The organism is Rhodococcus qingshengii JCM 15477, from assembly GCF_023221595.1.
In the GTDB taxonomy this organism is placed as follows: domain Bacteria; phylum Actinomycetota; class Actinomycetes; order Mycobacteriales; family Mycobacteriaceae; genus Rhodococcus_F; species Rhodococcus_F qingshengii.
The window spans coordinates 3679742-3701348 of the sequence record NZ_CP096563.1 but is presented as its reverse complement, the minus strand read 5'-3'; the positions used below and the strand labels follow the sequence as shown (position 1 = coordinate 3701348).

The window sequence follows — 21607 nt, the reverse complement described above, 5'->3', positions numbered from 1 at the left end:
AGGCGGGGGCGTGTCGGCGGGTGAAGTTCGGCGGGTGACCTTCACGACCTGCTCGAACGACGCATCCAACGACGAGTCGCGCCGCGGCGGCTGTCCGACAGTGCGATTCGAGCCGCACTGCGACCACTGGCTCCGGACACACCGCCACCGGGATGAGTCGATGCTCCGGTCAGATACAACCCGTCTGCTCCCGGAACGCGATGGCCGGACAGTTCCGGAAGCGGTCGCCACAACATCATCTGATCGAGTGACATCTCGACGTGCATGACATTTCCGCCGATCATCCCCAATTCCGACTCGATGTCCCGGGGAGTCTGAATGAATCGGTCGAGGACGGAATCGGCGAACCCGGGTGCGAAAGCCTCCATCTCGCCGACGATCCGGTCGGCCTCCGCCTCGGCGACCGATGCCCAATCGCGATGTCCGCTGAGGCGATACGGCTGCCACTGCGACCACAGTGTCACCTGATGCCGCCCGGCCGGGGCGATCGTGGGATCGATTCCGCTGAAACTCATTCCGAGAACCGCAGGGCGAGGAGGAAGTTCCCCCGCCAGTGCTGCGCCGTGTGCAGTGCGCAAGTGTGCGCGATCGGAGACGAGTAATTGCAATCCCGAGGTACTTTCCCGTGTCGTGGCGTCGCCGCGGTACGACGGAAGCGCGGATGTCGCCAGTCGAAGTACCGCGCCGATGCCGGGGCCGACCCTGATTTTCCGCCGCCAGTGATCGAGCGTGGTTCGGTCGAAGCCCCCTCGGCCCAGGAGGTCGAGCGTGGTCAGGATGTGGCACCCGGCGATTACCTTGCGAGCGTGAACTTCTCGACCGCTCTCGGTTGTGGCGGTCCAGTGACTCGGGTTTCGACGGATCGACGTCACGCCGTCACCGAGCGCGACCGTGGCGCCGTCGACAGCCATCCGGGAGGCCAACGCAGCACTCAGTGCGCCGCTTCCACCGACTGCTCGCCCTGGCGGCAAGACGTGCATGAGGGCCGCGAAGCCGACCATCGGAGCGGTTCCCGGTTCCGACATCGCAGGCCCGGACTGGGCGCCGAACCACGCAAGCGCTGCTTTGAGTGCCTCACTGTCGAAATACTCGTCGAGCAGTGCGTCGCCAGGCGCGAGGAACTGCCGAGACAGTTCGCTGTTGCCGCGTGCGGTGGCGAGACCTCCGAACGCACCGATCAGGTTCGATCCGGTGGGCGGTGCGGAAAACGCTTTCATGACATGTCGACTGCGCTCCGACCAGACCGCGACGAATCGCCGGTAGGAGTCGGCGTCCTTTGTCCCGCATGCTCGTTCGATGGACCAGCAGGTTGCGTCGAGGTCGCGGTGAAACACGATGCCCGGCCCGTCGGTGCCCGGGGCGGGCGGCGCGAACGCCCACGGGTCACAGTCGATGTAGCGCAGTCCGTGCGCGCCGAGTCCGAGTTCCTCGATGATGCCGCTGTGTCGGATCATGAGGTGTGCCGACGACCCCCGGTCCACCTTGTATCCGGGAAATCGCTCGACGGTCGAGACGGCGCCGCCGAGAACCGTGTCCTTCTCCAGAACCTCGACCGACCAACCCTCGCGTGCGAGGTAGGCGGCCGATACGAGCGCGTTGTGTCCGGAGCCGACGACGACGGCGTCGAGAAGCGCGCTCACAGCGGCAGTCCACGGCCGAGGACTGCGAACGGCCGGTTGTCGCCGGCAAAACGAAATCTGCGGAGCACGTCACGAAAGCCGAGGCGACGGTACAGCCGCCAGGCTCGGTTGTCCTCGTCGTACACCTCGGGTGTCGACAACAGAACACTGCGTTCGGGTCGATCGACGAGGAGGTGACGCAAGAGCGATTCGCCCAACCGGTGACCTTGTCCGTTCGGATGCACGTGGAGTTCGGTGAGTTCGAAGTAGTCGCTCAGAATCGCGTCGATCTCGCTCTGGGGACGACCCGAGCGCCGAAGCCCGTGCAGTACCTGTTGATGCCACCACTGGTCCGGGCTCCCGCGATACCCGTAAGCGATCCCCACCAGCGGCAGATTTTCGTGTGACGGTTGCTGAGGAACCGCCAAAGCGCCGACTGCCTTCCAGCCAGGCCGGTTCGCGTGCTCCTGCCACATCGGTGCGCGATGGAACTCGGTTCCTCGCGGATAGTCCATCGCGGTGACGTACACGGCCAGTGCCTCGTGGAGTCGACTCGCGAATTCTGCGCGATCGAGGTCGACCGTATGTGGTGTCCAGGCGATCTGCGGGTCGACCGGTCTCACCTCTTCTCTTGACGGCGTGTCGGTGGGTGCAGTTATATTGAATAGGTCGAACAGATGTTCGATGTGGGTGATCCGGAGATGCCCGAAGGGAAGCGGGCATCTCCGGACCACCTGGTCTTGGATCCTCACGGTGCAGGAGGTGCCCCGATGTCCGAGCGTGTGAAGCCTGAACGTGTGAAGTGCCAACGAACTCTTCCTGCCGAGTTGTCGAGTCCGTCGGATGCCGCAATTTCTCGATTGCCGATGTCGGCGAGGCGGTCCTTCGGCGCGAGTGACGCCAGCGACCGCACTGCTCGAGTGGGAAAGTCCGGTGTGGCGTGGGGGCTGCTCCGGAAGGCGGATGCGCTTTTAGAGGAAGCGATTGGGGCGGGCGATCCTGCCGACCGGTTCCGGTGTGCCTACCTGGCGGCCCTACGTGGTGCCGGGGCAGTGTTGGCCGCAGCTCCTGCCGGTGCCGGCTCGAAGCGCAAGCGAAGTGGAAACGCGTGGGTTCTGATGGACGCCGCAGCGCCCGCGTTCGGAGCGTGGTCGAAATTCTTCGCAGGGTGGTCCGCTACGCGTGCGGCCGTGGAAACCGGCGTGTCGATCGTGATCACGGACTCCGATTCCGACGCATTCTTCGCCGAGGTCGGCCGTTTTCTCACGGCGGTCGAAGATTTCATCGGTCAGGACGCGTCCGAGCATTTGCGAGCGTCGTGAACAAATGGTCCGTGTCGGCAGTTGTTTCCGGGGAATTTCCTGGTCCGCACAGGCAAATGGAGCCGAATCGGGGCCCTTCGGCACGAATACGTACGCTTGTGGCGGAACTCGTACCCGGAGTTGGTGGTCCGAGACCTAAACTGCTCGTATTATGAAAACAGGTAATCGTCCAACTTGATTACCCGCCGCCTCACACCGTGGGGTGGTTGCCAAACTTCCAGTGCCGGGGGAGGTACCGTGCCACTCTCCGAGCACGAGCAGCGCATGCTCGATCAGATCGAGAGCGCTCTCTATGCCGAAGACCCCAAGTTCGCCTCCAATGTGAGGGGCGGCCGTATGCGGGCGCCGTCGAGTAGACGGCGGTTCCAAGCAGCGGCTCTATTCGTGCTGGGTCTGGTCCTGCTGATCGCGGGGGTTGCACTCCCGCTCAAGCCGGGCGGTTTTCCGATCATCAGCCTGTTCGGTTTCTTGTTCATGTTCGGCGCAGGGGTGTTGTTCCTCTGGGGTGGTGGACGTAAGTCTGCGCCGGCCGCCGACTCCGCTTCCGAAGGTGGCAATCATCCCTCCGGTCCGCCGGGTAGGGGTAGTGCCGGCGGATCCGGGCGGGGACGCGGCCGGAAGTCCGGCGGCGGATTCTCGTCGCGGATGGAAGATCGATTCAAACGCAGGTTCGAGCAGGACTAGCTCTCCCGCCCTTCTTCGGGCGTACTTCGAGAGTGATGCAGTTCGGACGTGACGCCCTCTTCAGGGCACGGACGACCACACGTGTGGCGGTCGGCAACCAAGGTTGCCGACCGCCACACGCCGTTGCTGTGGGTGTTGTACGTGTGCGCCGGCAATCCATCGAGTGAATCAGTGACGTGCGAGCGAATCACTCGCCACTCCTGCTGCCTCAGGGCATGCCCGCGGGCTTCCTCCACTTCGCTCCACTCGGCCCTCCACTTTCCTCCACCCTGGTCGAACTGCAACGCACGACCAGACCTCGTCCCGCTCACGTCTATTCGAAAACCGCGCTTGTACTGCGATTTTGTGTGGGGGAGCAACCGATCGTGGCGTAAAGGGTCGATCTGACGGCGGTGTGGGCCGGGACACGGTTACAAATTTCCCCCACGTCTCCCCACCTGCGCTGACCTGCTATTTATCAGCAAATGATGCTGAATAGGGACCATGTGCTCCTTGTTTGTGGGGGAAAGTGGGGTACTGTGGGTTCGGGCGGAGAGCTGAAGCACGATCCGCTCGATAGGGAGGGTTTCAGCGCAAGCTCGCAGGAGGTGTCGAGTGTTCCTCGGTACCTTCACGCCGAAGCTCGACGACAAAGGTCGGCTCACGTTGCCGGCAAAGTTCCGAGACGAACTGGCAGGAGGATTGATGATCACCAAGAGTCAGGATCACAGCCTCGCCATCTACCCCCGGGACGAGTTCGTCAAGCTTGCTCGAAAGGCAGCGGCAGCTCCACGCAATGATCCGGCAGCTCGGGCGTATGTCCGTGCCCTGGCCGCCGGCACAGATGAACAGCACGCCGATGCCCAGGGGCGAATCACCCTCTCGGCTGATCATCGGCGTTACGCAAACCTGTCCAAGGAATGCGTAGTGACCGGCTCCGTCGATTACCTCGAGATCTGGGATCTAGCAGCCTGGGAGAGGTATCTCGGAGACAACGAAGAGGACTATTCGCAGGCAACAGGCGAATCTCTCAGCGAGATCGTCTAGGCGAAGAGCCCCCGGCGAATGCCGCGAGGCCTCTGCCCGGAAAGACCCTGACGCACTTCCCCAGCGCCAGGTTCTCCTTCGGGCAGGGACCTCGAAGCATTCGCCTTCTCGAACAGTCATCGCCTTCTCGGAAAGTCAGCACCTTTTCGAAAAGTCATCGGAAATCATGAAAGTAGGAGCCGGAGCAATCATGGTGGATCACGAGGTGAACGAACCCTCGGATGCCGATGGCTTCGCGCACGTCCCTGTACTTCTGCACCGCGCCGACGATCTTCTCGGCCCTGCCATCACCGCCGTCGGTGACGGTGGAGCGGGCGCATACATGATCGATGCGACGTTGGGGCTCGGTGGCCACTCCGAATTCTTCCTGGGCAAGTACCCGGGCCTTCACCTCATCGGTCTCGATCGCGACACCAACGCACTCCGGATCGCTTCCGAGCGTCTGGCGCCATTCGCGGACCGAACGACGTTCGTGCACACCACGTATGACGGGATCGAGGACGCGCTCGAACAGGCAGGTCTGCCGTCGACGGAGTCGGTTCACGCGATCCTTTTCGATCTGGGTGTGTCGTCGATGCAGTTGGACGAAGCCGACCGAGGTTTTGCGTACTCGATCGACGCTCCTCTCGACATGCGGATGGATCAGACGGTCGGGCTGACCGCGGCAGAGGTCCTGAACACCTACAGTCACGGCGACCTTGCTCGCATTCTGAGCACGTACGGCGAAGAACGGTTCGCGGGAAAGATTGCGTCCGAGATCCTTCGGCAGCGTGAGCGTGAACCCTTCACCACCAGTGCAGCTCTGGTCGAATTGCTGTACCGAACAATCCCGGCAGCCACGCGGCGTACGGGGGGACACCCGGCCAAGCGCACCTTCCAAGCGCTGCGGATCGAAGTCAATGCCGAGTTGGATTCGCTTCGTGCAGCCGTTCCTGCCGGGCTCGACGCACTGGCAGTCGGTGGGCGAGTGGTGTTCATGTCCTACCAGTCGCTCGAGGATCGAGTTGTGAAGGCGGAGTTGGTTCCCCGCTCGAAGTCCACCAGTCCTGAAGGACTACCGGTCGAGTTGCCGGGTATGGGACCGGAGTTCCGCATTCTCACCCGTGGCGCAGAACGTGCGTCAGAGCAGGAAATCGAAGAGAACCCACGATCAGCTCCGGTGCGTTTGCGTGCCGCAGAACGCATTTCCAGGAGGCGGGCATGAGTCGTCAGGGCAAATCCGGTGCAGCGCAACGTGCATACGACAAGCGCACCGCACGGGCGGCAGGCCGGACCGGAACTGTCGCTGCTGCCGGCCCGTCTATCTCTCCTCGGGCGATGCTCAAGGGGAGAGTGCCGTTCGTCGCCTCCGTCATCGGACTTCTGTCCATCGGTCTCGCGGTGACTCTGCTGCTGACCACTCGCGCTGCCGAGGATTCGTACCAACTCAGTGATGCACGTGCATACAACCAGTCTTTGGTCGAGCAGAAAGCAGCGCTCGAACGTGACTTCCAGTCGCGTAACTCGGCTCCGGAGTTGGCAAATCAGGCAAGCGCTCTCGGCATGGTCCCCGCCAAGGACCCTGCACGACTGGTAGTTCATCCGGACGGTTCGGTCGAGGTCGTCGGAACGCCGACTCCCGCGACTGCCGGAGCTATGCCTCCGCTCGATGCGCCCACATCGGTGCCCGCACCGACTGCGACACCCCCGCGCACCACAACGCCGGTTGCTCCCGGAGCCACGCCGAGCGTTCCGAATAACACGCGAAACCTCGCGCAGAGTGAACAATTGGTTCCTGTGATCCCCACGACGACAGCACCCGCCACCACGACGGCGGTGCCTGCTCCGCCTGAGGAACGTCGGTGAGTCAGAACTCCCGTAACAACCCCGGTCGGCGTCCGCGCCGCTCGGCCACCGCCTCATTTCCGTTTCGTCAGCGAGTCGGTCGTATCACCATGTGTGGTGCGCTCGCCGTTGCGGCATTGCAGCTCTTGTGGATTCAGGGAATCGACGCGCCGAGTCTGGCTGCGGAATCTGCCAATCAACGAACCACGACCCAGGTCGATCCGGCTGTACGTGGCTCGATAACCGATCGCAACGGAAACCCCCTCGCCTTCACCATGGAAGCCAAGGCGCTGACTTTCCAGCCGGTGCGGGTACGCAAGGAACTCGAGGAAGCGCGCGCCAAGAGCATCGAGCAGGGCGCCGAGGGTGACAAGCAGGCGCCGGAAGTGAGCGATCGCCTCGCCGAGATCGCCGCCGGAATCCACGCCAAGCTCGGCGATACCGTTCCGGAAAAAGATCTGCTTCAGAAGATGAACAGCAACGAGACTTTCACGTACCTCGCGCGCAGCGTGGATCCGGCGGTTGCTGCCGAGATCTCGGACAAGTTCCGGGAGGTCGGCCTCGAGCGTCAGGACATCCGCGAGTACCCCGGTGGCTCTCTGGCCGCGAATCTCGTCGGCGCGACCGGCTGGGACGGGCACGGTTTGCTCGGTCTCGAAGATTCGATGGACTCCACGCTCGCCGGAACCGATGGATCCGAAACGTATGACCGCGGTTCCGACGGCGCTGTGATCCCCGGTAGCTGGCGCGACAAGCAACCGGCAGTCAACGGTTCGGGTGTCGAGCTGACCATCGATTCGGACCTCCAGTTCTACGTTCAGCAGCAGGTCCAGATCGCCAAGGACAAGTCGGGCGCAAAGAACGCTTCGGTTGTGGTCATGGACTCCAAGACGGGACAGGTGTTGGCCATGTCCAACGACAGCACCTTCAACCCCGCAATCGGCATCGACAAGAACGCGCCGACAGCCGAAATGGGCAATCCGTCGGTCAGTACGCCGTTCGAGCCCGGATCGGTGAACAAGATCGTCACCGCAGCAGCGGCCATCGAGGACGGTAAGACAACTCCGGACGAAGTTCTGCAGGTCCCGGGCAGCATCACGATGTCCGGTGCCACAGTCAAGGACGCGTGGGATCACGGTGTGGCCCCGTACACCTCTACCGGTGTGTTCGGAAAGTCCTCGAACGTCGGCACCTTGATGCTCGCTCAGCGAGTGGGCGAGGATCGCTACGCAGACATGCTGAACAGGTTCGGCCTCGGACAACGCACCGACGTCGGACTTCCCGGCGAGAGCGCGGGCAGCGTTCCGAGTCGCGACCAGTGGTCGGGCGGAACCTTCGCGAACCTGCCGATCGGGCAGGGTCTCTCGATGACAACCCTGCAGATGACCGGGATGTACCAGGCCATTGCCAACGACGGCGTGCGAATTCCTCCGCGGATCGTGAAGTCGACTGTCGATTCTTCCGGCACGCGGACCGAGACGCCGCAGCCCGAGGGCGTCGAGGTGGTCAGCGCCCAGACAGCGGCGACCGTTCGAGACATGTTCCGGTCGGTCACTCAGGAAGACACCGGCAACCAACGAGGAACCGGTGTTGCCGCGGGTGTGGAGGGATACCAGGTCAGTGGAAAGACCGGGACCGCGCAGCAGGTGGATCCCGCGTGCAAGTGCTACTCCAACTCCAACTACTGGATCACCTTCGCGGGAATCGCGCCTGCGGACAATCCTCGATTCGTGATCGGAATCATGCTCGACGCACCGGTTCGCGGCGTGGACGGCGGCGGCGGTCAGTCGGCGGCACCGTTGTTCCACAACATCGCGTCGTGGATGCTCCAGCGTGACAGTGTCCCGATGTCGCCGGACCCCGGTCGCAAGTTGGTGTTGCAGGCGGACTGATTGCGGTGTGTCGGTTTCGACACGGTCTTCGGGTGAATCCCGGACACGGTAATCTCAAACGTCGCAGTAACCTCATTCATCGCAGTGCGCCGAACTTTGCTTGCGTTGCGACCGCCATAGACAACGACCGCCATAGACAACGACCGCGATAGAACAACGACAATTGCCAGGAGTCGAGTGACAGTGCCGAATCGTTTGCAATCGTCGAACTCGGACGGCGCTCCCGGGACGCGTCCGACACAACCGGTTGCTACCGCGATCACGGCGCTCTCCGAACTGTCCGGGGCTCGCCTCGAATGGGTGGGGCAACCGGGATCACAGTCCTCGGAGGTCGTCGTCAAGGGCGTCGACCTGCGTGCGCAGGGAATCGTGACCGATGACCTCTTCGCCGCTCTGCCCGGTGCACGGACCCATGGCGCTCAGTTCGCCGTCGACGCTCTGGGGCGCGGTGCGACCGCGATCTTGACCGACGAGGCCGGCCTCGAACTGATCGAGGCCGCGGACAAGGCGCCTGACCGGTCCGTCCCAGTTCTCGTTCATCCGAACCCGCGGGATGTGCTCGGTGAGATCTCCGCGGAAATCTACGGCCGGCCCTCAGAGAAGATGCAGGTCGTCGGCATTACCGGTACATCGGGCAAGACCACGACGTCGTACTTGCTCGAAGCTGCGATTGCCGGAGCCGGCCGCAAGCCCGGCCTGGTCGGGACCATCGAGACTCGAATCGACGGCCGCCGGGTGCCCAGCGCTCTGACCACGCCGGAAGCTCCGCAACTGCATGCTCTGTTCGCCGTGATGGCAGAGCAGGGGATCGATACCGTCGTCATGGAGGTCTCCAGTCACGCTCTCGCTCTCGGACGCGTCGACGGCATCCGCTTCGACATCGGCGCGTTCACCAATCTTTCGCAGGACCACCTGGATTTCCATCGGGACTTCGAGGAGTACTTCCAGGCCAAGGCTCGGTTGTTCGATCCTGAGTCGACGGTGCGAGCCGAGCATGCCGTCGTCTGCGTCGACGACGTGTGGGGTCGACGGATGGCCGAGTTGGCCGCGACCGACGAGAGCGACGCGGTGACCACGGTCTCGACCTCGACGGCCGAGGCCGAGTGGACGGTCGGCGCAGTCGAGGTTGCCGAGGACGGCTCGCAGACCTTCGAGTTGGTCGGGCCGGACGGACAGTCGTGGCCAGTCTCACTTCGTCTCCCCGGGCGATACAACGTGGCCAACGCTGCGCTGGCGTTGACCGTCAGTTTTGCTGCGGGCCTCGACCCGGACGCGGCTGTTCGAGCGCTCGGGACCGTGGACGTCCCGGGGCGAGTTCAGCGGATCGACCGGGGGCAGAGCTTTCTCGCCGTGGTCGACTACGCGCACAAACCGGCAGCGCTCGAAGCTGTGATCGCCACGCTGCGCAACCAGGTTCCCGGTCGCGTTGCCGTGGTGGTCGGCGCAGGCGGGGATCGCGACGCCGGCAAACGGGCACTGATGGGTGAAGCGGGTGCGCGTGGCGCAGACCTGCTGATCGTCACCGACGACAACCCACGCACCGAGGATCCGGCGAAGATTCGCGCTTCGGTGATGCAAGGCGCCATGGACGTGCCCGAATCCGAACGCGGCGAGGTTCGCGAAGTGGGGGACCGGGCCGCCGCGATCGAGCAAGCAGTCCGGTGGGCACAGCCAGGAGATGTCGTCCTGGTGGCAGGCAAAGGCCACGAAGTAGGTCAAGAAATCGACGGGGTCAAACACCCGTTCGACGACCGCGAGGTGTTGGGCGAAATGATCGGCCGATTCGCGATCAACACAGCACATGGAGGCAAGCAATGATCCCGATGACGCTCTCTCGGATCGCCGAGATCGTCGGAGGAACCCTGCACGACGTCGACGATTCGTCGACGCAGGTGACTGGAACCGTCGAATTCGATTCGCGCAAAGTAGCTCCAGGTGGGCTCTTCCTCGCCCTACCCGGAGCGCGTGTCGACGGTCATGATCACGCGGAAGCGGCGGTGGCAGCGGGCGCTGTGGCGGTGCTCGCGGCGCGGCCGGTCGGAGTTCCGGCAATCGTCGTTCCATCGGTGCCGAACGACGGTCCCAGTGCAGTGATGCTGCTCGAACACGACACCGACGGGTCCGGAGCCGCGGTCCTGCATGCCCTCGGCCTTCTGGCCCGAGCCGTCGTCGACGAACTGGCAACTAACGGCGCACCGACCGATGGTGGACTGACGCTGGTCGGTGTCACCGGTTCTGCCGGCAAGACCTCGACCAAGGATCTGATAGCAGCGCTGCTGCGCGAGTGCGGCGAGGTGGTTGCGCCCCCCGGGTCGTTCAACAACGAATTAGGTCTGCCGTGGACAGTGCTCCGCGCCGACGAGAGGACCCGCTTCCTCGTTCTCGAGATGTCGGCCCGTGGGGTCGGTCATGTCGGCGAACTGACGAAGATCGCGCCGCCGAAGATCGGCGTAGTTCTCAATGTGGGCACTGCCCATCTCGGTGAGTTCGGTTCGCGTGAAGCGATCGCGGTCGCCAAAGGTGAACTGGTGGAAGCACTCCCGTCGGCAGCCGACGGTGGAGTTGCGGTCCTCAACGCCGACGACCGCATGGTCGCCGCAATGGCGAGTCGAACCAAGGCCCGGATCGTATTCGTCGGTCAGTCCGAAGACTGCGACGTTCGGGCGACCGACGTGGTTGTCGACGACCAGGCCAGGGCTTCCTTCACACTGAACTGTTCACAGGGTTCTGCACATATTCGCCTGGCCGTTCACGGCGAACACCACGTGAGCAACGCCCTGGCCGCGGCGGCCGTCGCACTCGAGAACGGCCTCGCGGTTGCAGACATCGCGCGTGTCCTCGAGGGCACGAAGGCAGCGTCCGCGAGGCGGATGGAAGTCACCGAGCGCGCCGACGGCGTCACCGTCGTCAACGACAGTTACAACGCCAATCCCGATTCCATGCGCGCCGCCCTCAAAGCGTTGGTGTCCATGGCGCGATCGGATCGGCACTTCGGTCGCCGTAGCTGGGCTGTGCTCGGAGAGATGGGTGAGCTCGGACCGGAATCAGTTGTCGAGCACGACGCGATCGGTCGCCTGGCCGTCAGACTCGATGTCAGCAAGTTGATCGTCGTCGGGACGGGCCGCACCTCGCGTGCGATGCATCAAGGAGCAGTGATGGAGGGGTCGTGGGGTGACGAGTCCGTCGTCGTGCCCGACGCAGCTGCGGCAATCGCCATTCTCGAAGCGGAACTCGAACCGGGCGATCTCGTCCTGGTGAAGGCGTCCAAGTCGGTTGAACTGTGGACGGTCGCCGAAGCGATTCTGGCCGCAACGCCCAGCGACAACACCGGTGACGCGAACACCGATGGCGAGAACGGCGGGGATTCGCAGTGATCCAGATTCTTCTCGCCGCAGGCATCGCGCTGGCGGTCTCCATCATGCTCACGCCGATCCTGATCAAGGCGTTCTCGAAACAAGGTTTCGGGCAGGAGATCCGAACCGAAGGTCCAGCCAGTCACCAGGCCAAGCGCGGCACGCCGACAATGGGCGGCGTCGCGATCCTGACCGGAATCTGGGCCGGCTATCTCGGCTCACACCTCATCGGTCTCGGCATGGACAACGCGGAGGGGCCATCGGCGTCCGGCCTACTCGTTCTCGGTCTGACCACCGCGCTCGGTGGAGTCGGTTTCCTCGACGACTTCATCAAGATCCGCAAGCAGCGCAATCTGGGACTGAACAAGACAGCGAAGCTGGTCGGCCAGTTCGTCGCTGCCATTGCCTTCGGAATTTTGGCCCTTCAGTTCCGCGGTGACGACGGGCTGACTCCGGGCAGTGTTCATCTGTCGTACGTCCGCGACATCGCCACCGTCTCACTCGGGTCCGTGGTCTTCATCGCCTTCTGCTACCTACTGGTCAGCGCCTGGTCCAATGCCGTCAACCTGACCGACGGCCTCGACGGATTGGCCGCCGGTGCGATGAGTTTCGTTCTCGGCGCCTACGTCATCATCACGTTCTGGCAGTTCCGCTACTCGTGCGAGACGAATCCCGGTAAGGGTTGCTACGACGTCCGAGACCCGCTCGATCTCGCGGTGCTCTGCGCGGCCGGCGCCGGCGCGTGCATCGGTTTCCTCTGGTGGAATGCCGCACCCGCCAAGATCTTCATGGGCGACACTGGTTCACTTGCCCTCGGCGGCATGCTCGCCGGATTGTCGATCACCACCAGCACGGAACTGTTGATGGTGGTCATCGGTGCACTGTTCGTCGCGGAGGCCGCGTCGGTGGTGATCCAGGTAGCGGTGTTCCGGTCCAGCCGACGGCGGGTCTTCCGAATGGCGCCGTTCCATCACCACTTCGAACTCGCCGGGTGGGCTGAAACCACGGTCATCATCAGATTCTGGTTGCTGGCGGCTATTGCGTCGGCTATCGGATTGGCACTCTTCTACAGCGAATACCTCGCAGCGCTCGGAGGCTGAAAACCATGACCAGCTCAGCGGATTCCGAGAACGACCTGTCCTGGCTCCGCGGTACGCGAGTGCTGGTCGCCGGTGGGCGGGTGTCCGGTCAAGCGACCATCGAACCTCTCGTCGCCCTCGGTGCTGTCGTGACGGTTGCCGATTCGACCTTGGACTTCGCGGAGCGCTGCGCGGAGCTCGGCGCGGGCATGGTGACCACCACCTCGATCGAGGATGCTCCGGATTCGATCACCGAGTACGGGCTCGTCGTCACCAGTCCGGGCTTTCGGCCGGATGCACCGATCCTTGCAGCCGCCGCCGGTCACGGGATTCCCATCTGGGGAGACGTCGAGTTCTCCTGGCGCGTCGACCACAGCGGGCACTTCGGCACACCCCGTAAATGGCTCGTCGTGACGGGGACGAACGGAAAGACCACGACGACGTCGATGCTGGCCTCGATTCTCGACGCCGCTGGAGTTGTCGGCCGAGCCTGCGGAAACATCGGGCTGCCGATACTCGACGCACTCGCCGAGACGTCGCCGCGCGTGGAGTACCTCGCTGTCGAACTGTCGTCCTTCCAATTGCACTGGGCGCCTTCGGTGCGTCCGGATGCCGGCGTGGTCCTCAACGTCGCCGAGGATCACCTCGACTGGCACGGCGGAATGAGCGCGTACGCCGAGGCCAAGTCGCGGGCGCTGAGCGGAAAGGTCGCGGTGGTCGGCCTCGATGACGCAATCGCTTCCGAACTGGGAACTCGCGCAACTGCAGACATTGTCACCGGGTTCAGATTGGGTGAACCGGGCGAAGGGGAACTGGGTGTCGAAGCGGGACACCTCGTGGACAACGCATTCGGCGATCACGTCCGCTTGGCCGAAGCAGCGTCGATAGATCCCGCCGGCCCGGCAGGCGTCATGGACGCGCTGGCCGCCGCCGCCTTGGCGCGGGCACTCGGATTCGAGGCAGACGTCGTCGAACGCGGTCTGGCCGCACACAAGGTCGGCCCACACCGAGGGGCGCTGGTCGGCCGTGTCGGGTCCGTTGTGTACATCGACGACTCCAAGGCCACCAATCCGCACGCAGCCAGACCGTCGATACTCGCGCACGATCGCGTCGTCTGGGTTGCAGGCGGTCTGCTCAAGGGAGCCAGCGTCGACCAATTGGTGAGCGAAGTCGGCCCTCGACTCTCCGGCGCTGTCCTTCTCGGGCGTGACGCTGGTGTGATCGAGGACGCGCTCGCGCGACACGCACCCGATGTTCCCGTGGTGCACGTGATGTCGGGGGACGATGCAGTGGTGAGCGAAAACAGCAGCAACTCGACTCTCACCATCCGGCTGCCGTCGGGTGCCGACGCGGATGCCGTCATGGCCGCAGTGGTAGTCGAAGCTGCCGAGTTGGCGTCCCCCGGTGATGCAGTTGTACTCGCCCCGGCCGCGGCGTCCTTGGACATGTTCGCCAGCTACGGACATCGTGGTGACAGCTTCGCCGCCGCCGTAGCCGCATTACCCGATCCGTTCACGGATTCGCTTGGCCAAGCCGGGAACTTGCGATGACCAAGGGTCCCAAGACCCGAATCGGTGCCTGGTTGGCGCGGCCGTTGGCGTCGTTCCACCTGGTGGTGACGATTGCCACGATGTTGACTGTCTTGGGGCTCGTGATGGTTCTGTCGGCGTCGAGCGTCGAGCAGTACGTGTCCGGTGGCTCGGCGTATTCGTTGTTCACCCAGCAGTTGATCTTCGCGATTCTCGGAGCTGTGCTCTTCTACGTCGCGCTGCGGATCCCGGCGAGAGTGCTCCGGCAGTATTCGTTTCCGCTGTTCGTCGTCGTGCTGATCATGCTGGTACTCGTCCTGATTCCGGGAATCGGCACAGAAGCGCAGGGCGCGCGTCGCTGGTTCAACGTCGGCGGGTTCTCGGTGCAGCCCTCGGAAATCATGAAGGTCGCGTTGGCGATCTGGGGCGCCCATCTGTTGGCTTCGCGGCGGCCGGACGACCGATCCGTGAAGTCGATCCTGATTCCGCTCGTGCCCGCAGCAATGCTGGTCTTCGCGCTGGTCGTCGCGCAACCGAACCTCAGTACGACCATCGCATTGGGAATCATCGTCGGGGCCCTGCTGTGGTTCGGTGGGCTGCCACTGAAGCTCTTCGGCTCGATCGCGGTGACGGGCGTCGTCGTGGCGGGCGTGCTGGCGATGACGGCCGGTTATCGTTCCGATCGAGTTCAAGCCTTCTTCAACAAGAGCGACGACCTGCAGGGCAACAACTATCAGGCCAAGCAGGCTTTGTATTCGCTCGCCGACGGGGGCTTTTTCGGACGCGGACTCGGTCAGAGCGTCGCCAAGTGGAACTACCTACCCAACGCGCACAACGACTTCATCTTCGCGATCATCGGCGAAGAGTTGGGATTTGTCGGCTGCGCAGTGGTGATCGGTTTGTTCGCTGTATTCGTCTACACGGGATTGCGGATCGCAGCCCGCAGCATCGATCCGTTCTGGCGGCTCCTGTCGGCCACTGCAACTACCTGGATCGTCGGCCAGGCAATGATCAACATCGGTTACGTCATCGGACTGCTGCCGGTGACCGGACTCCAGTTGCCCTTGGTCTCCGCCGGCGGTTCGTCCTTGGCGATCACATTGTTCATGTTCGGTGTCATCGCCAATGCAGCGCGCCACGAGCCCGAAGCAGTTGCCGCTCTGAACTCCGGGCAGGACGGCAAGATCTCGAAGTTGCTCAGACTGCCGAAGCCCGTGCTGTACCACCCGCCGTCAGGGGGCCGGCCGATCCGTCGACCGAAGCCCGCACGGCAGATCGAACCGGCACGCGGACGCGACGGCCGGCGCGCGATCGAGACGGGCGATCGACGCAAGCGGGCAGATCAAGGTGCTCGCCCTTCCTCGGATTCCAACCGAGGTGCGGCCGCTGGGTCACGGAAGCGCACCGCGGGAGGGCAGAATGGTCAGCGTCGGCAGGCGCCGACACGTAGGGCACAAGATCCACGAGAAGTTCGAGAGCGAGGAATTCGTAGGTGAGCGGCAACAAATCGGCTCTGTCGGTAGTGGTGGCAGGGGGAGGCACGGCTGGTCACATCGAACCCGCACTTGCTGTCGCGGACGCGGTCAAGGCCGCTGCGCCCGACACCAGAATCACTGCGCTCGGGACGGCGCGTGGTCTCGAAACCACCTTGGTGCCGGCTCGCGGGTACACGCTCGAGCTCATTCCCCCGGTTCCGCTTCCTCGTAAGCCCACGATGGATCTCGTCAAACTGCCGACACGCATCCTCGCCTCGGTGCGCAAGACCCGCGAGGTACTCGATTCCGTCGACGCCGACGTGATCGTCGGTTTCGGTGGTTACGTCGCGCTTCCGGCGTATCTTGCCGCACGTGGTGGTGTTCTTCGGCGCCGCCGCAAGATTCCGATCGTCATCCACGAGGCGAACGCCAGTGCCGGCATCGCGAACAAGATCGGTGCTCGCCTGGCGACGCGGGTGCTTGCTGCTGTTCCGGGTTCCGGAGTGAAGAACCGCGGCGATCAGGACGCCGAGATCGTTGGCATCCCGGTTCGCGCGTCGATCGCCAATTTCGATCGAGCGGGACTCCGCTCGCAAGCTCGCGAGTACTTCGGACTACCTCAGGACGGTCCCGTTCTGCTCGTCTTCGGCGGATCGCAAGGCGCGAAGTCGCTCAACGACGCGGTGTCCGGAGCAGCGGAAGAACTGGCGAAGGCCGGGATCTCGGTCCTTCACGCACACGGACCCAAGAACTCTCTCGAAGTCACGCAGTACTCGGAGACGGCACCGTATGTGGCTGTTCCTTATCTTTCGCGGATGGATCTCGCGTATGCCGCAGCCGACGCGACTATCTGTCGTTCGGGCGCGATGACGGTCGCCGAGGTCTCGGCGGTCGGGCTTCCGGCCGTCTACGTTCCGTTGCCGCACGGCAATGGTGAGCAGGAACTCAACGCGAAACCCGTTGTCGCAGCGGGCGGTGCGATCATCGTCTCCGACAACGAGCTCACGCCGACGTTCGTCGCCGGTACCGTCGTCCCGATGCTGAGCGACAGCGCGCGCCTCGACAAGATGAGCAGTGGTGCTGCCAACGTCGGGCACCGCACCGCGGCAACCGAGATCGCACGGATCGTGCTCGACATCGCGGCAAAGGAAAACGCCGTCCAGGAAAACGCAAGGGGAAACCGATGACCGCGCTGCCCGCCCACCTCGAGCGAGTACACATGGTCGGAATCGGCGGTGCCGGTATGTCCGGCATCGCGCGAATTCTGCTTTCCCGCGGGGGCCTCGTCTCGGGTTCGGACGCCAAGGAGAGCCGAGGAGTCCTGGCGCTCCGTGCACGCGGGGCGCAGGTCCGGATCGGCCACGACGCCGATGCTCTCGACCTGCTGCCGGGTGGTCCGACCGTCGTCGTCACGACGCACGCGGCTATCCCGAAGGACAACCCGGAACTCGTCGAGGCCGCTCGCCGCGGAATCCCGGTGATTCTTCGTCCGGCTGTCCTTGCATCACTGATGCAGGGCAATCGCACGTTCCTGGTTTCGGGTACACACGGCAAGACGTCGACGACCTCGATGCTCGTGGTCGCCCTGCAGCACTGTGGATTCGACCCTTCGTTCGCCGTTGGCGGCGAACTCAACGAAGCGGGAACGAATGCCCATCACGGCAGCGGTGACGTCTTTGTCGCGGAGGCGGACGAGAGTGACGGGTCGCTGCTGCAGTACGACCCCAACGTGATCGTCGTGACCAACATCGAGGCCGATCACCTCGACTATTTCGGGAGTGTCGAAGCGTATGTGAAGGTGTTCGACGATTTTGTCGACAAGTTGCGTCCGGGTGGGCTCTTGATTGCTTGCCTCGACGACCCGGGATCGGCGGATCTCGCGAAGCGAATCGTGGCCTCGGGCCGTTCGGACATCCGGGTACTCGGTTACGGATCGGCAGACGCGCAGGAAGTGGAGGCGGGCACCGCCTTCGAGCCTGTCGACGGTGTCGAGGTCGGAGTCCGACTACTGGGCTTCCATGCGCACGACGTCGGGGGAGTCCTGCAGTTCCACCTGGCGGGCGAGAGCGCCGCGCGAACCGTGCGGATGGCAGTGCCGGGTCGTCACATGGCGCTCAACGCACTTGCGGCTCTACTGGCTGCCCGTGACGCCGGCGCCGAGACGGAGGAGATCGTCGAGGGGCTCGCCGGATTCGGTGGCGTACACCGCCGGTTCCAGTTCACCGGCCGCGAGCGTGGTGTCCGGGTGTTCGACGACTACGCCCACCATCCGACCGAAGTTCGTGCGGTTCTCGGCGCGGCGGCGGATCTGGTTCGACCGGAGGACGATTCGTCGTCGACCAATTCGGCAGCCGGACGCGTGATCGTGGTCTTCCAACCTCATCTCTATTCACGCACCGCCGCGTTTGCCGAGGAGTTCGCGCAGGCGCTGGACTTGGCCGACGAGGTTGTCGTTCTCGATGTCTACGGCGCTCGCGAAGAGCCGATGCCGGGCGTCAGTGGTGCGCTGGTCGCTCAGTCGGTCACGAAACCTGTTCACTATCAACCGGATCTGTCACAGGCGCCGAAGCAGGTGGCGGCGTTGGCTCACCCCGGCGACATCGTCATCACGATGGGTGCCGGTGACGTGACCATGCTCGGCAAACAGATCCTCGATGCTTTGCGTTCGGCGCCGCATCCCGCGCCGCGATGACACCCGACGCACGAAGTCGGCGCGGGCGTCGAGATCCTCGAGCCAGACAAGCCACCAGTACGCGTCGGCGCAGTACTCGCACCGAATCGCGATACTCGACGCGGTCGACGGAGCCGGCTCCCGAACCCACACCGACTCGTAGGTGGTTCAAGCGACCGCTGATCGTGGCACCGCTGGCAATCGTGCTGGTGGTGGGAATTGCGTTGACGGCTTGGTTGTCTCCGGTGCTCTCGGTCCGGGGCACCGAAGTTCTCGGTGCGACGACCGTCAGTGAGGAACAGATCCTTTCGCTCCTGGCCGTACCGACCGGTCAGCCGTTGATGCGGGTAGACACCGGCGCCGCCGCCGCACGTGTGGCGACGATTCCGAAGGTGGCCTCGGCTCGTGTGCAGCGGATGTATCCGTCGACTATCCGCGTCACCGTCACCGAACGGGTACCGGTCGTCTTCGTCGACTCACCCGAGGGTGCACACCTGCTGGACGAGAAGGGCGTCGACTTCGAGATGGGCGTCCCGCCGCCCGGGGTTCCGCGTCTGGTGACACCGACGCCCGGGTGGAACGACGAGCCGACGCTTGCCGCGCTCGAGGTGTTGTCGGTGTTGCCGCCGGATCTGAGATTTCAGGTGGGAGAGGTTGCCGCTCGGTCGATTTCGAGTGTCACGCTGACTCTGCTCGACGGTCGCGTCGTAAACTGGGGCGGTGTCGAGCACTCGGATCGTAAGGCTGCTGTGACGCTTCCGCTGTTGACCCAACCGGGGCAGACGTACGACGTGTCCAGTCCTGATCTGCCGACGGTGCGATAGCGCCCGGTGCAGCCGTGCGTCAGTGCGCAGCAAATACTTCGGTGTGTCTCGGCGCGCCTAATGGCGGAACGCGACGACGGTGCATAGCGTTTCGTTTCAGATCGAATACTTGACATAACTCTAACCCTGTGGTTGAGGTTTAGGGTTTATCTCGAACACCAGCAGTGACAAATACAGCAGCAGTAAAAAGACAGCAGCACTGACAAGCAGCGTGAAACACGACACGGAAGGCGAGAGCCGATGACGCCCCCGCACAACTACCTCGCCGTAATCAAGGTCGTCGGCATCGGCGGCGGCGGCGTGAACGCAGTCAACCGCATGATCGAACAGGGACTCAAGGGAGTCGAGTTCATCGCGGTCAACACGGACGCGCAAGCCCTTCTGATGAGTGACGCCGACGTCAAGCTCGACGTCGGTCGTGAATTGACCCGTGGCCTCGGCGCCGGTGCCGACCCGGAAGTGGGTCGCAAGGCAGCCGAAGATCACAAGGACGAGATCGAAGAGGTCATCAAGGGCGCCGACATGGTGTTCGTGACCGCAGGCGAGGGTGGTGGCACCGGAACCGGTGGTGCCCCTGTCGTGGCAAGCATCGCCCGGAAGCTGGGCGCACTCACCGTCGGCGTCGTGACTCGGCCGTTCTCCTTCGAGGGCAAGCGTCGTGGGGGACAGGCGGATACCGGAATCCAGGCGCTCCGCGAGTCCTGCGACACGCTGATCGTCATTCCCAACGATCGCCTGCTCCAGCTGGGTGACGCGGCCGTCAGCCTGATGGACGCGTTCCGCAGCGCGGACGAGGTTCTCCTCAACGGCGTCCAGGGCATCACCGACCTCATCACCACTCCGGGTCTGATCAACGTCGACTTCGCGGACGTCAAGGGTGTCATGTCCGGTGCCGGTAGTGCGTTGATGGGAATCGGTTCCTCGCGGGGTGAGGGACGCGCGATCAAGGCGGCGGAATCCGCGATCAATTCCCCGCTCCTCGAAGCTTCGATGGAAGGCGCCCGCGGCGTGCTTCTGTCGATCGCCGGCGGTAGCGATCTGGGCCTGTTCGAGATCAACGAGGCGGCTTCGCTGGTGCAGGAAGCTGCCCACATCGACGCCAACATCATCTTCGGAACGGTCATCGACGATTCACTCGGTGACGAGGTTCGTGTGACGGTCATCGCTGCGGGATTCGACGGAGGAGCTCCGGCTCGTCGTCCCGTGGAGTCGACCGCGCAGGGACGTGGAGCTATCGGCGCCGGGCGCGCGGGTGAGGTCGGCCGGTCGCCGGTGGCCGCCGAACCTGCTGGCGAGCAGCCGATTTCCGCAGCGCGCGAGACCACCGGTTCGGGCAGCTTGCCTCCGATCGGTGGCCCCCGCCATGCGCCGGTCCAGGAAGACGAGGGCGACGACGACGTCGACGTGCCGGTCTTCATGCGTCGCTGACGTAGGGCTACAAACAGTTTCGAGAACAGGGTGCCCGGAATTTCTGGGTACCCTGTTCTTGACTGGATGTCCGGTCACGTCTGAGCCGGACGACAACTTTCGACGTTTGTGAGCACACTTATCTTGAGTACCGAGAAGTCGACCACCCGCACCCGCATTCGCCGCGTCGTGACCAGCCGAGCCGGTGGTGTTTCCGCGTCACCGTACGAGTCGTTCAATCTGGGCGATCACGTCGGAGACGATCCGGCAGCCGTCGATGCGAATCGCCGACGTCTGGCACGCGAAATAGGCGTCGAGCCTGACCATCTCGTGTGGATGGAACAAATCCATTCGCGCAACGTCACTGTCGTGACGGAACCGACCGACGAAGTGATTCCGGTGACGGATGCTCTGGTCACCACTGTTCCCGGCCTGGCGCTAGCCACCCTCAGTGCAGATTGTGTTCCCGTTCTGCTCTCCGACGAGGAGGCCGGTGTGATCGCGGCCGTTCATGCCGGACGGATCGGTGCCCGCATCGGTATCGTCCCGCGCGTCCTCGCGGAGATGGTGCGTCAGGGCGCGGACGTTTCGCGTATCGGCGCCTTCCTCGGTCCGGCTGCGAGCGGACGCCAGTACGAGGTTCCCGCTGCGATGCGCGCGGACGTGGAAAAGCACTTGCCGGGCAGCGCAACTCGCACCGAGAAGGGCACGCCGGGGCTCGATCTGCGTGCGGGACTGCGTAAGCAGTTGCTCGCCGCGGGTGTGTCCGGTGTCGCCGAGGACCCGCGGTGCACGATCGAGGATCGCGCGTTGTTCAGTCATCGCCGAGAATCTCTGACCGGGCGTCAAGCTGCAGTGATCTGGATGGAAGCGCCCGCAGCGCAGGAAACCGTCTAGGCAGA

Annotated in this window: 19 protein-coding genes; 16 read left to right on the top strand and 3 right to left on the bottom strand. The window is 63.9% G+C overall.

Annotation, left to right across the window (positions count from 1 at the left end; all coding sequences use genetic code 11):
• Window positions 1-41: 41 nt before the first annotated feature.
• Both M0639_RS16805 and M0639_RS16800 read right to left on the bottom strand, forming a co-directional pair.
• Window positions 42-1640, bottom strand: a complete 1599-nt coding sequence (locus M0639_RS16805) for a phytoene desaturase family protein (protein ID WP_064075440.1) — start codon at window positions 1638-1640, stop codon at window positions 42-44.
• Complete coding sequence (locus tag M0639_RS16800; RefSeq protein WP_003941672.1) at window positions 1637-2242, bottom strand: GNAT family N-acetyltransferase; 606 nt, start codon at window positions 2240-2242, stop codon at window positions 1637-1639. The genes M0639_RS16805 and M0639_RS16800 overlap by 4 nt, the downstream gene beginning before the upstream one ends.
• A 147-nt stretch (window positions 2243-2389) precedes the next feature.
• Between M0639_RS16800 and M0639_RS16795 the strand changes: the two genes are divergently transcribed.
• Window positions 2390-2941 (top strand): SAV_6107 family HEPN domain-containing protein, encoded by a 552-nt coding sequence (locus M0639_RS16795; RefSeq protein WP_225320059.1) that lies wholly within the window; start codon window positions 2390-2392, stop codon window positions 2939-2941.
• Window positions 2942-3178: 237 nt separating this feature from the next.
• The gene (locus tag M0639_RS16790) at window positions 3179-3625 is read left to right on the top strand and encodes a DUF3040 domain-containing protein (RefSeq protein ID WP_003941660.1); all 447 of its coding nucleotides are present in this window, start codon (window positions 3179-3181) and stop codon (window positions 3623-3625) included.
• On the opposite strand, the gene M0639_RS16785 is transcribed toward M0639_RS16790, so the two are convergent.
• Entirely contained in the window at window positions 3622-3816 is a 195-nt protein-coding gene (locus tag M0639_RS16785) for a hypothetical protein (RefSeq protein WP_003941749.1), read from the bottom strand. The two genes, M0639_RS16790 and M0639_RS16785, sit on opposite strands and share 4 nt — an antisense overlap.
• A gap of 403 nt (window positions 3817-4219) precedes the next feature.
• Here M0639_RS16785 and mraZ point away from each other — a divergent pair, with 403 nt between their 5' ends.
• From mraZ to pgeF, 14 genes are all read left to right on the top strand, one after another.
• Window positions 4220-4651 (top strand): division/cell wall cluster transcriptional repressor MraZ, encoded by a 432-nt coding sequence (gene mraZ / locus M0639_RS16780; RefSeq protein WP_003941779.1) that lies wholly within the window; start codon window positions 4220-4222, stop codon window positions 4649-4651.
• 190 nt (window positions 4652-4841) lie between these two features.
• Entirely contained in the window at window positions 4842-5855 is a 1014-nt protein-coding gene (gene rsmH / locus M0639_RS16775) for a 16S rRNA (cytosine(1402)-N(4))-methyltransferase RsmH (protein WP_007730079.1), read from the top strand.
• Window positions 5852-6496: a cell division protein FtsL gene (ftsL, locus tag M0639_RS16770; protein WP_003941715.1), complete on the top strand. Its 645-nt coding sequence runs from the start codon at window positions 5852-5854 to the stop codon at window positions 6494-6496. The genes rsmH and ftsL overlap by 4 nt, the downstream gene beginning before the upstream one ends.
• Window positions 6493-8367: a peptidoglycan D,D-transpeptidase FtsI family protein gene (locus M0639_RS16765; protein WP_003941764.1), complete on the top strand. Its 1875-nt coding sequence runs from the start codon at window positions 6493-6495 to the stop codon at window positions 8365-8367. Before ftsL ends, M0639_RS16765 begins: the two co-directional genes overlap by 4 nt.
• A gap of 183 nt (window positions 8368-8550) precedes the next feature.
• The gene (locus M0639_RS16760) at window positions 8551-10185 is read left to right on the top strand and encodes a UDP-N-acetylmuramoyl-L-alanyl-D-glutamate--2,6-diaminopimelate ligase (protein WP_042921840.1); all 1635 of its coding nucleotides are present in this window, start codon (window positions 8551-8553) and stop codon (window positions 10183-10185) included.
• A complete protein-coding gene (locus M0639_RS16755) occupies window positions 10182-11741 on the top strand; it encodes a UDP-N-acetylmuramoyl-tripeptide--D-alanyl-D-alanine ligase (RefSeq protein WP_064075439.1) in 1560 nt (519 codons plus the stop codon). The genes M0639_RS16760 and M0639_RS16755 overlap by 4 nt, the downstream gene beginning before the upstream one ends.
• A complete protein-coding gene (gene mraY, locus M0639_RS16750; RefSeq protein WP_003941699.1) occupies window positions 11738-12820 on the top strand; it encodes a phospho-N-acetylmuramoyl-pentapeptide-transferase in 1083 nt (360 codons plus the stop codon). The genes M0639_RS16755 and mraY overlap by 4 nt, the downstream gene beginning before the upstream one ends.
• Window positions 12821-12825: 5 nt before the next feature.
• Window positions 12826-14349, top strand: coding sequence for a UDP-N-acetylmuramoyl-L-alanine--D-glutamate ligase (gene murD / locus M0639_RS16745; protein WP_064075438.1), 1524 nt, complete (start codon window positions 12826-12828; stop codon window positions 14347-14349).
• Entirely contained in the window at window positions 14346-15824 is a 1479-nt protein-coding gene (gene ftsW / locus M0639_RS16740; protein ID WP_064075437.1) for a putative lipid II flippase FtsW, read from the top strand. Before murD ends, ftsW begins: the two co-directional genes overlap by 4 nt.
• The gene (gene murG / locus M0639_RS16735) at window positions 15821-16990 is read left to right on the top strand and encodes an undecaprenyldiphospho-muramoylpentapeptide beta-N-acetylglucosaminyltransferase (RefSeq protein ID WP_003941767.1); all 1170 of its coding nucleotides are present in this window, start codon (window positions 15821-15823) and stop codon (window positions 16988-16990) included. Before ftsW ends, murG begins: the two co-directional genes overlap by 4 nt.
• Complete coding sequence (gene murC, locus M0639_RS16730) at window positions 16987-18495, top strand: UDP-N-acetylmuramate--L-alanine ligase (protein ID WP_030537033.1); 1509 nt, start codon at window positions 16987-16989, stop codon at window positions 18493-18495. Before murG ends, murC begins: the two co-directional genes overlap by 4 nt.
• A complete protein-coding gene (locus M0639_RS16725; RefSeq protein WP_231915029.1) occupies window positions 18492-19298 on the top strand; it encodes a cell division protein FtsQ/DivIB in 807 nt (268 codons plus the stop codon). The genes murC and M0639_RS16725 overlap by 4 nt, the downstream gene beginning before the upstream one ends.
• Window positions 19299-19538: 240 nt before the next feature.
• Entirely contained in the window at window positions 19539-20726 is a 1188-nt protein-coding gene (gene ftsZ / locus M0639_RS16720) for a cell division protein FtsZ (RefSeq protein WP_003941788.1), read from the top strand.
• A 108-nt stretch (window positions 20727-20834) separates the two neighbouring features.
• The gene (gene pgeF / locus M0639_RS16715; RefSeq protein WP_007733207.1) at window positions 20835-21602 is read left to right on the top strand and encodes a peptidoglycan editing factor PgeF; all 768 of its coding nucleotides are present in this window, start codon (window positions 20835-20837) and stop codon (window positions 21600-21602) included.
• Window positions 21603-21607 lie beyond the last annotated feature (5 nt).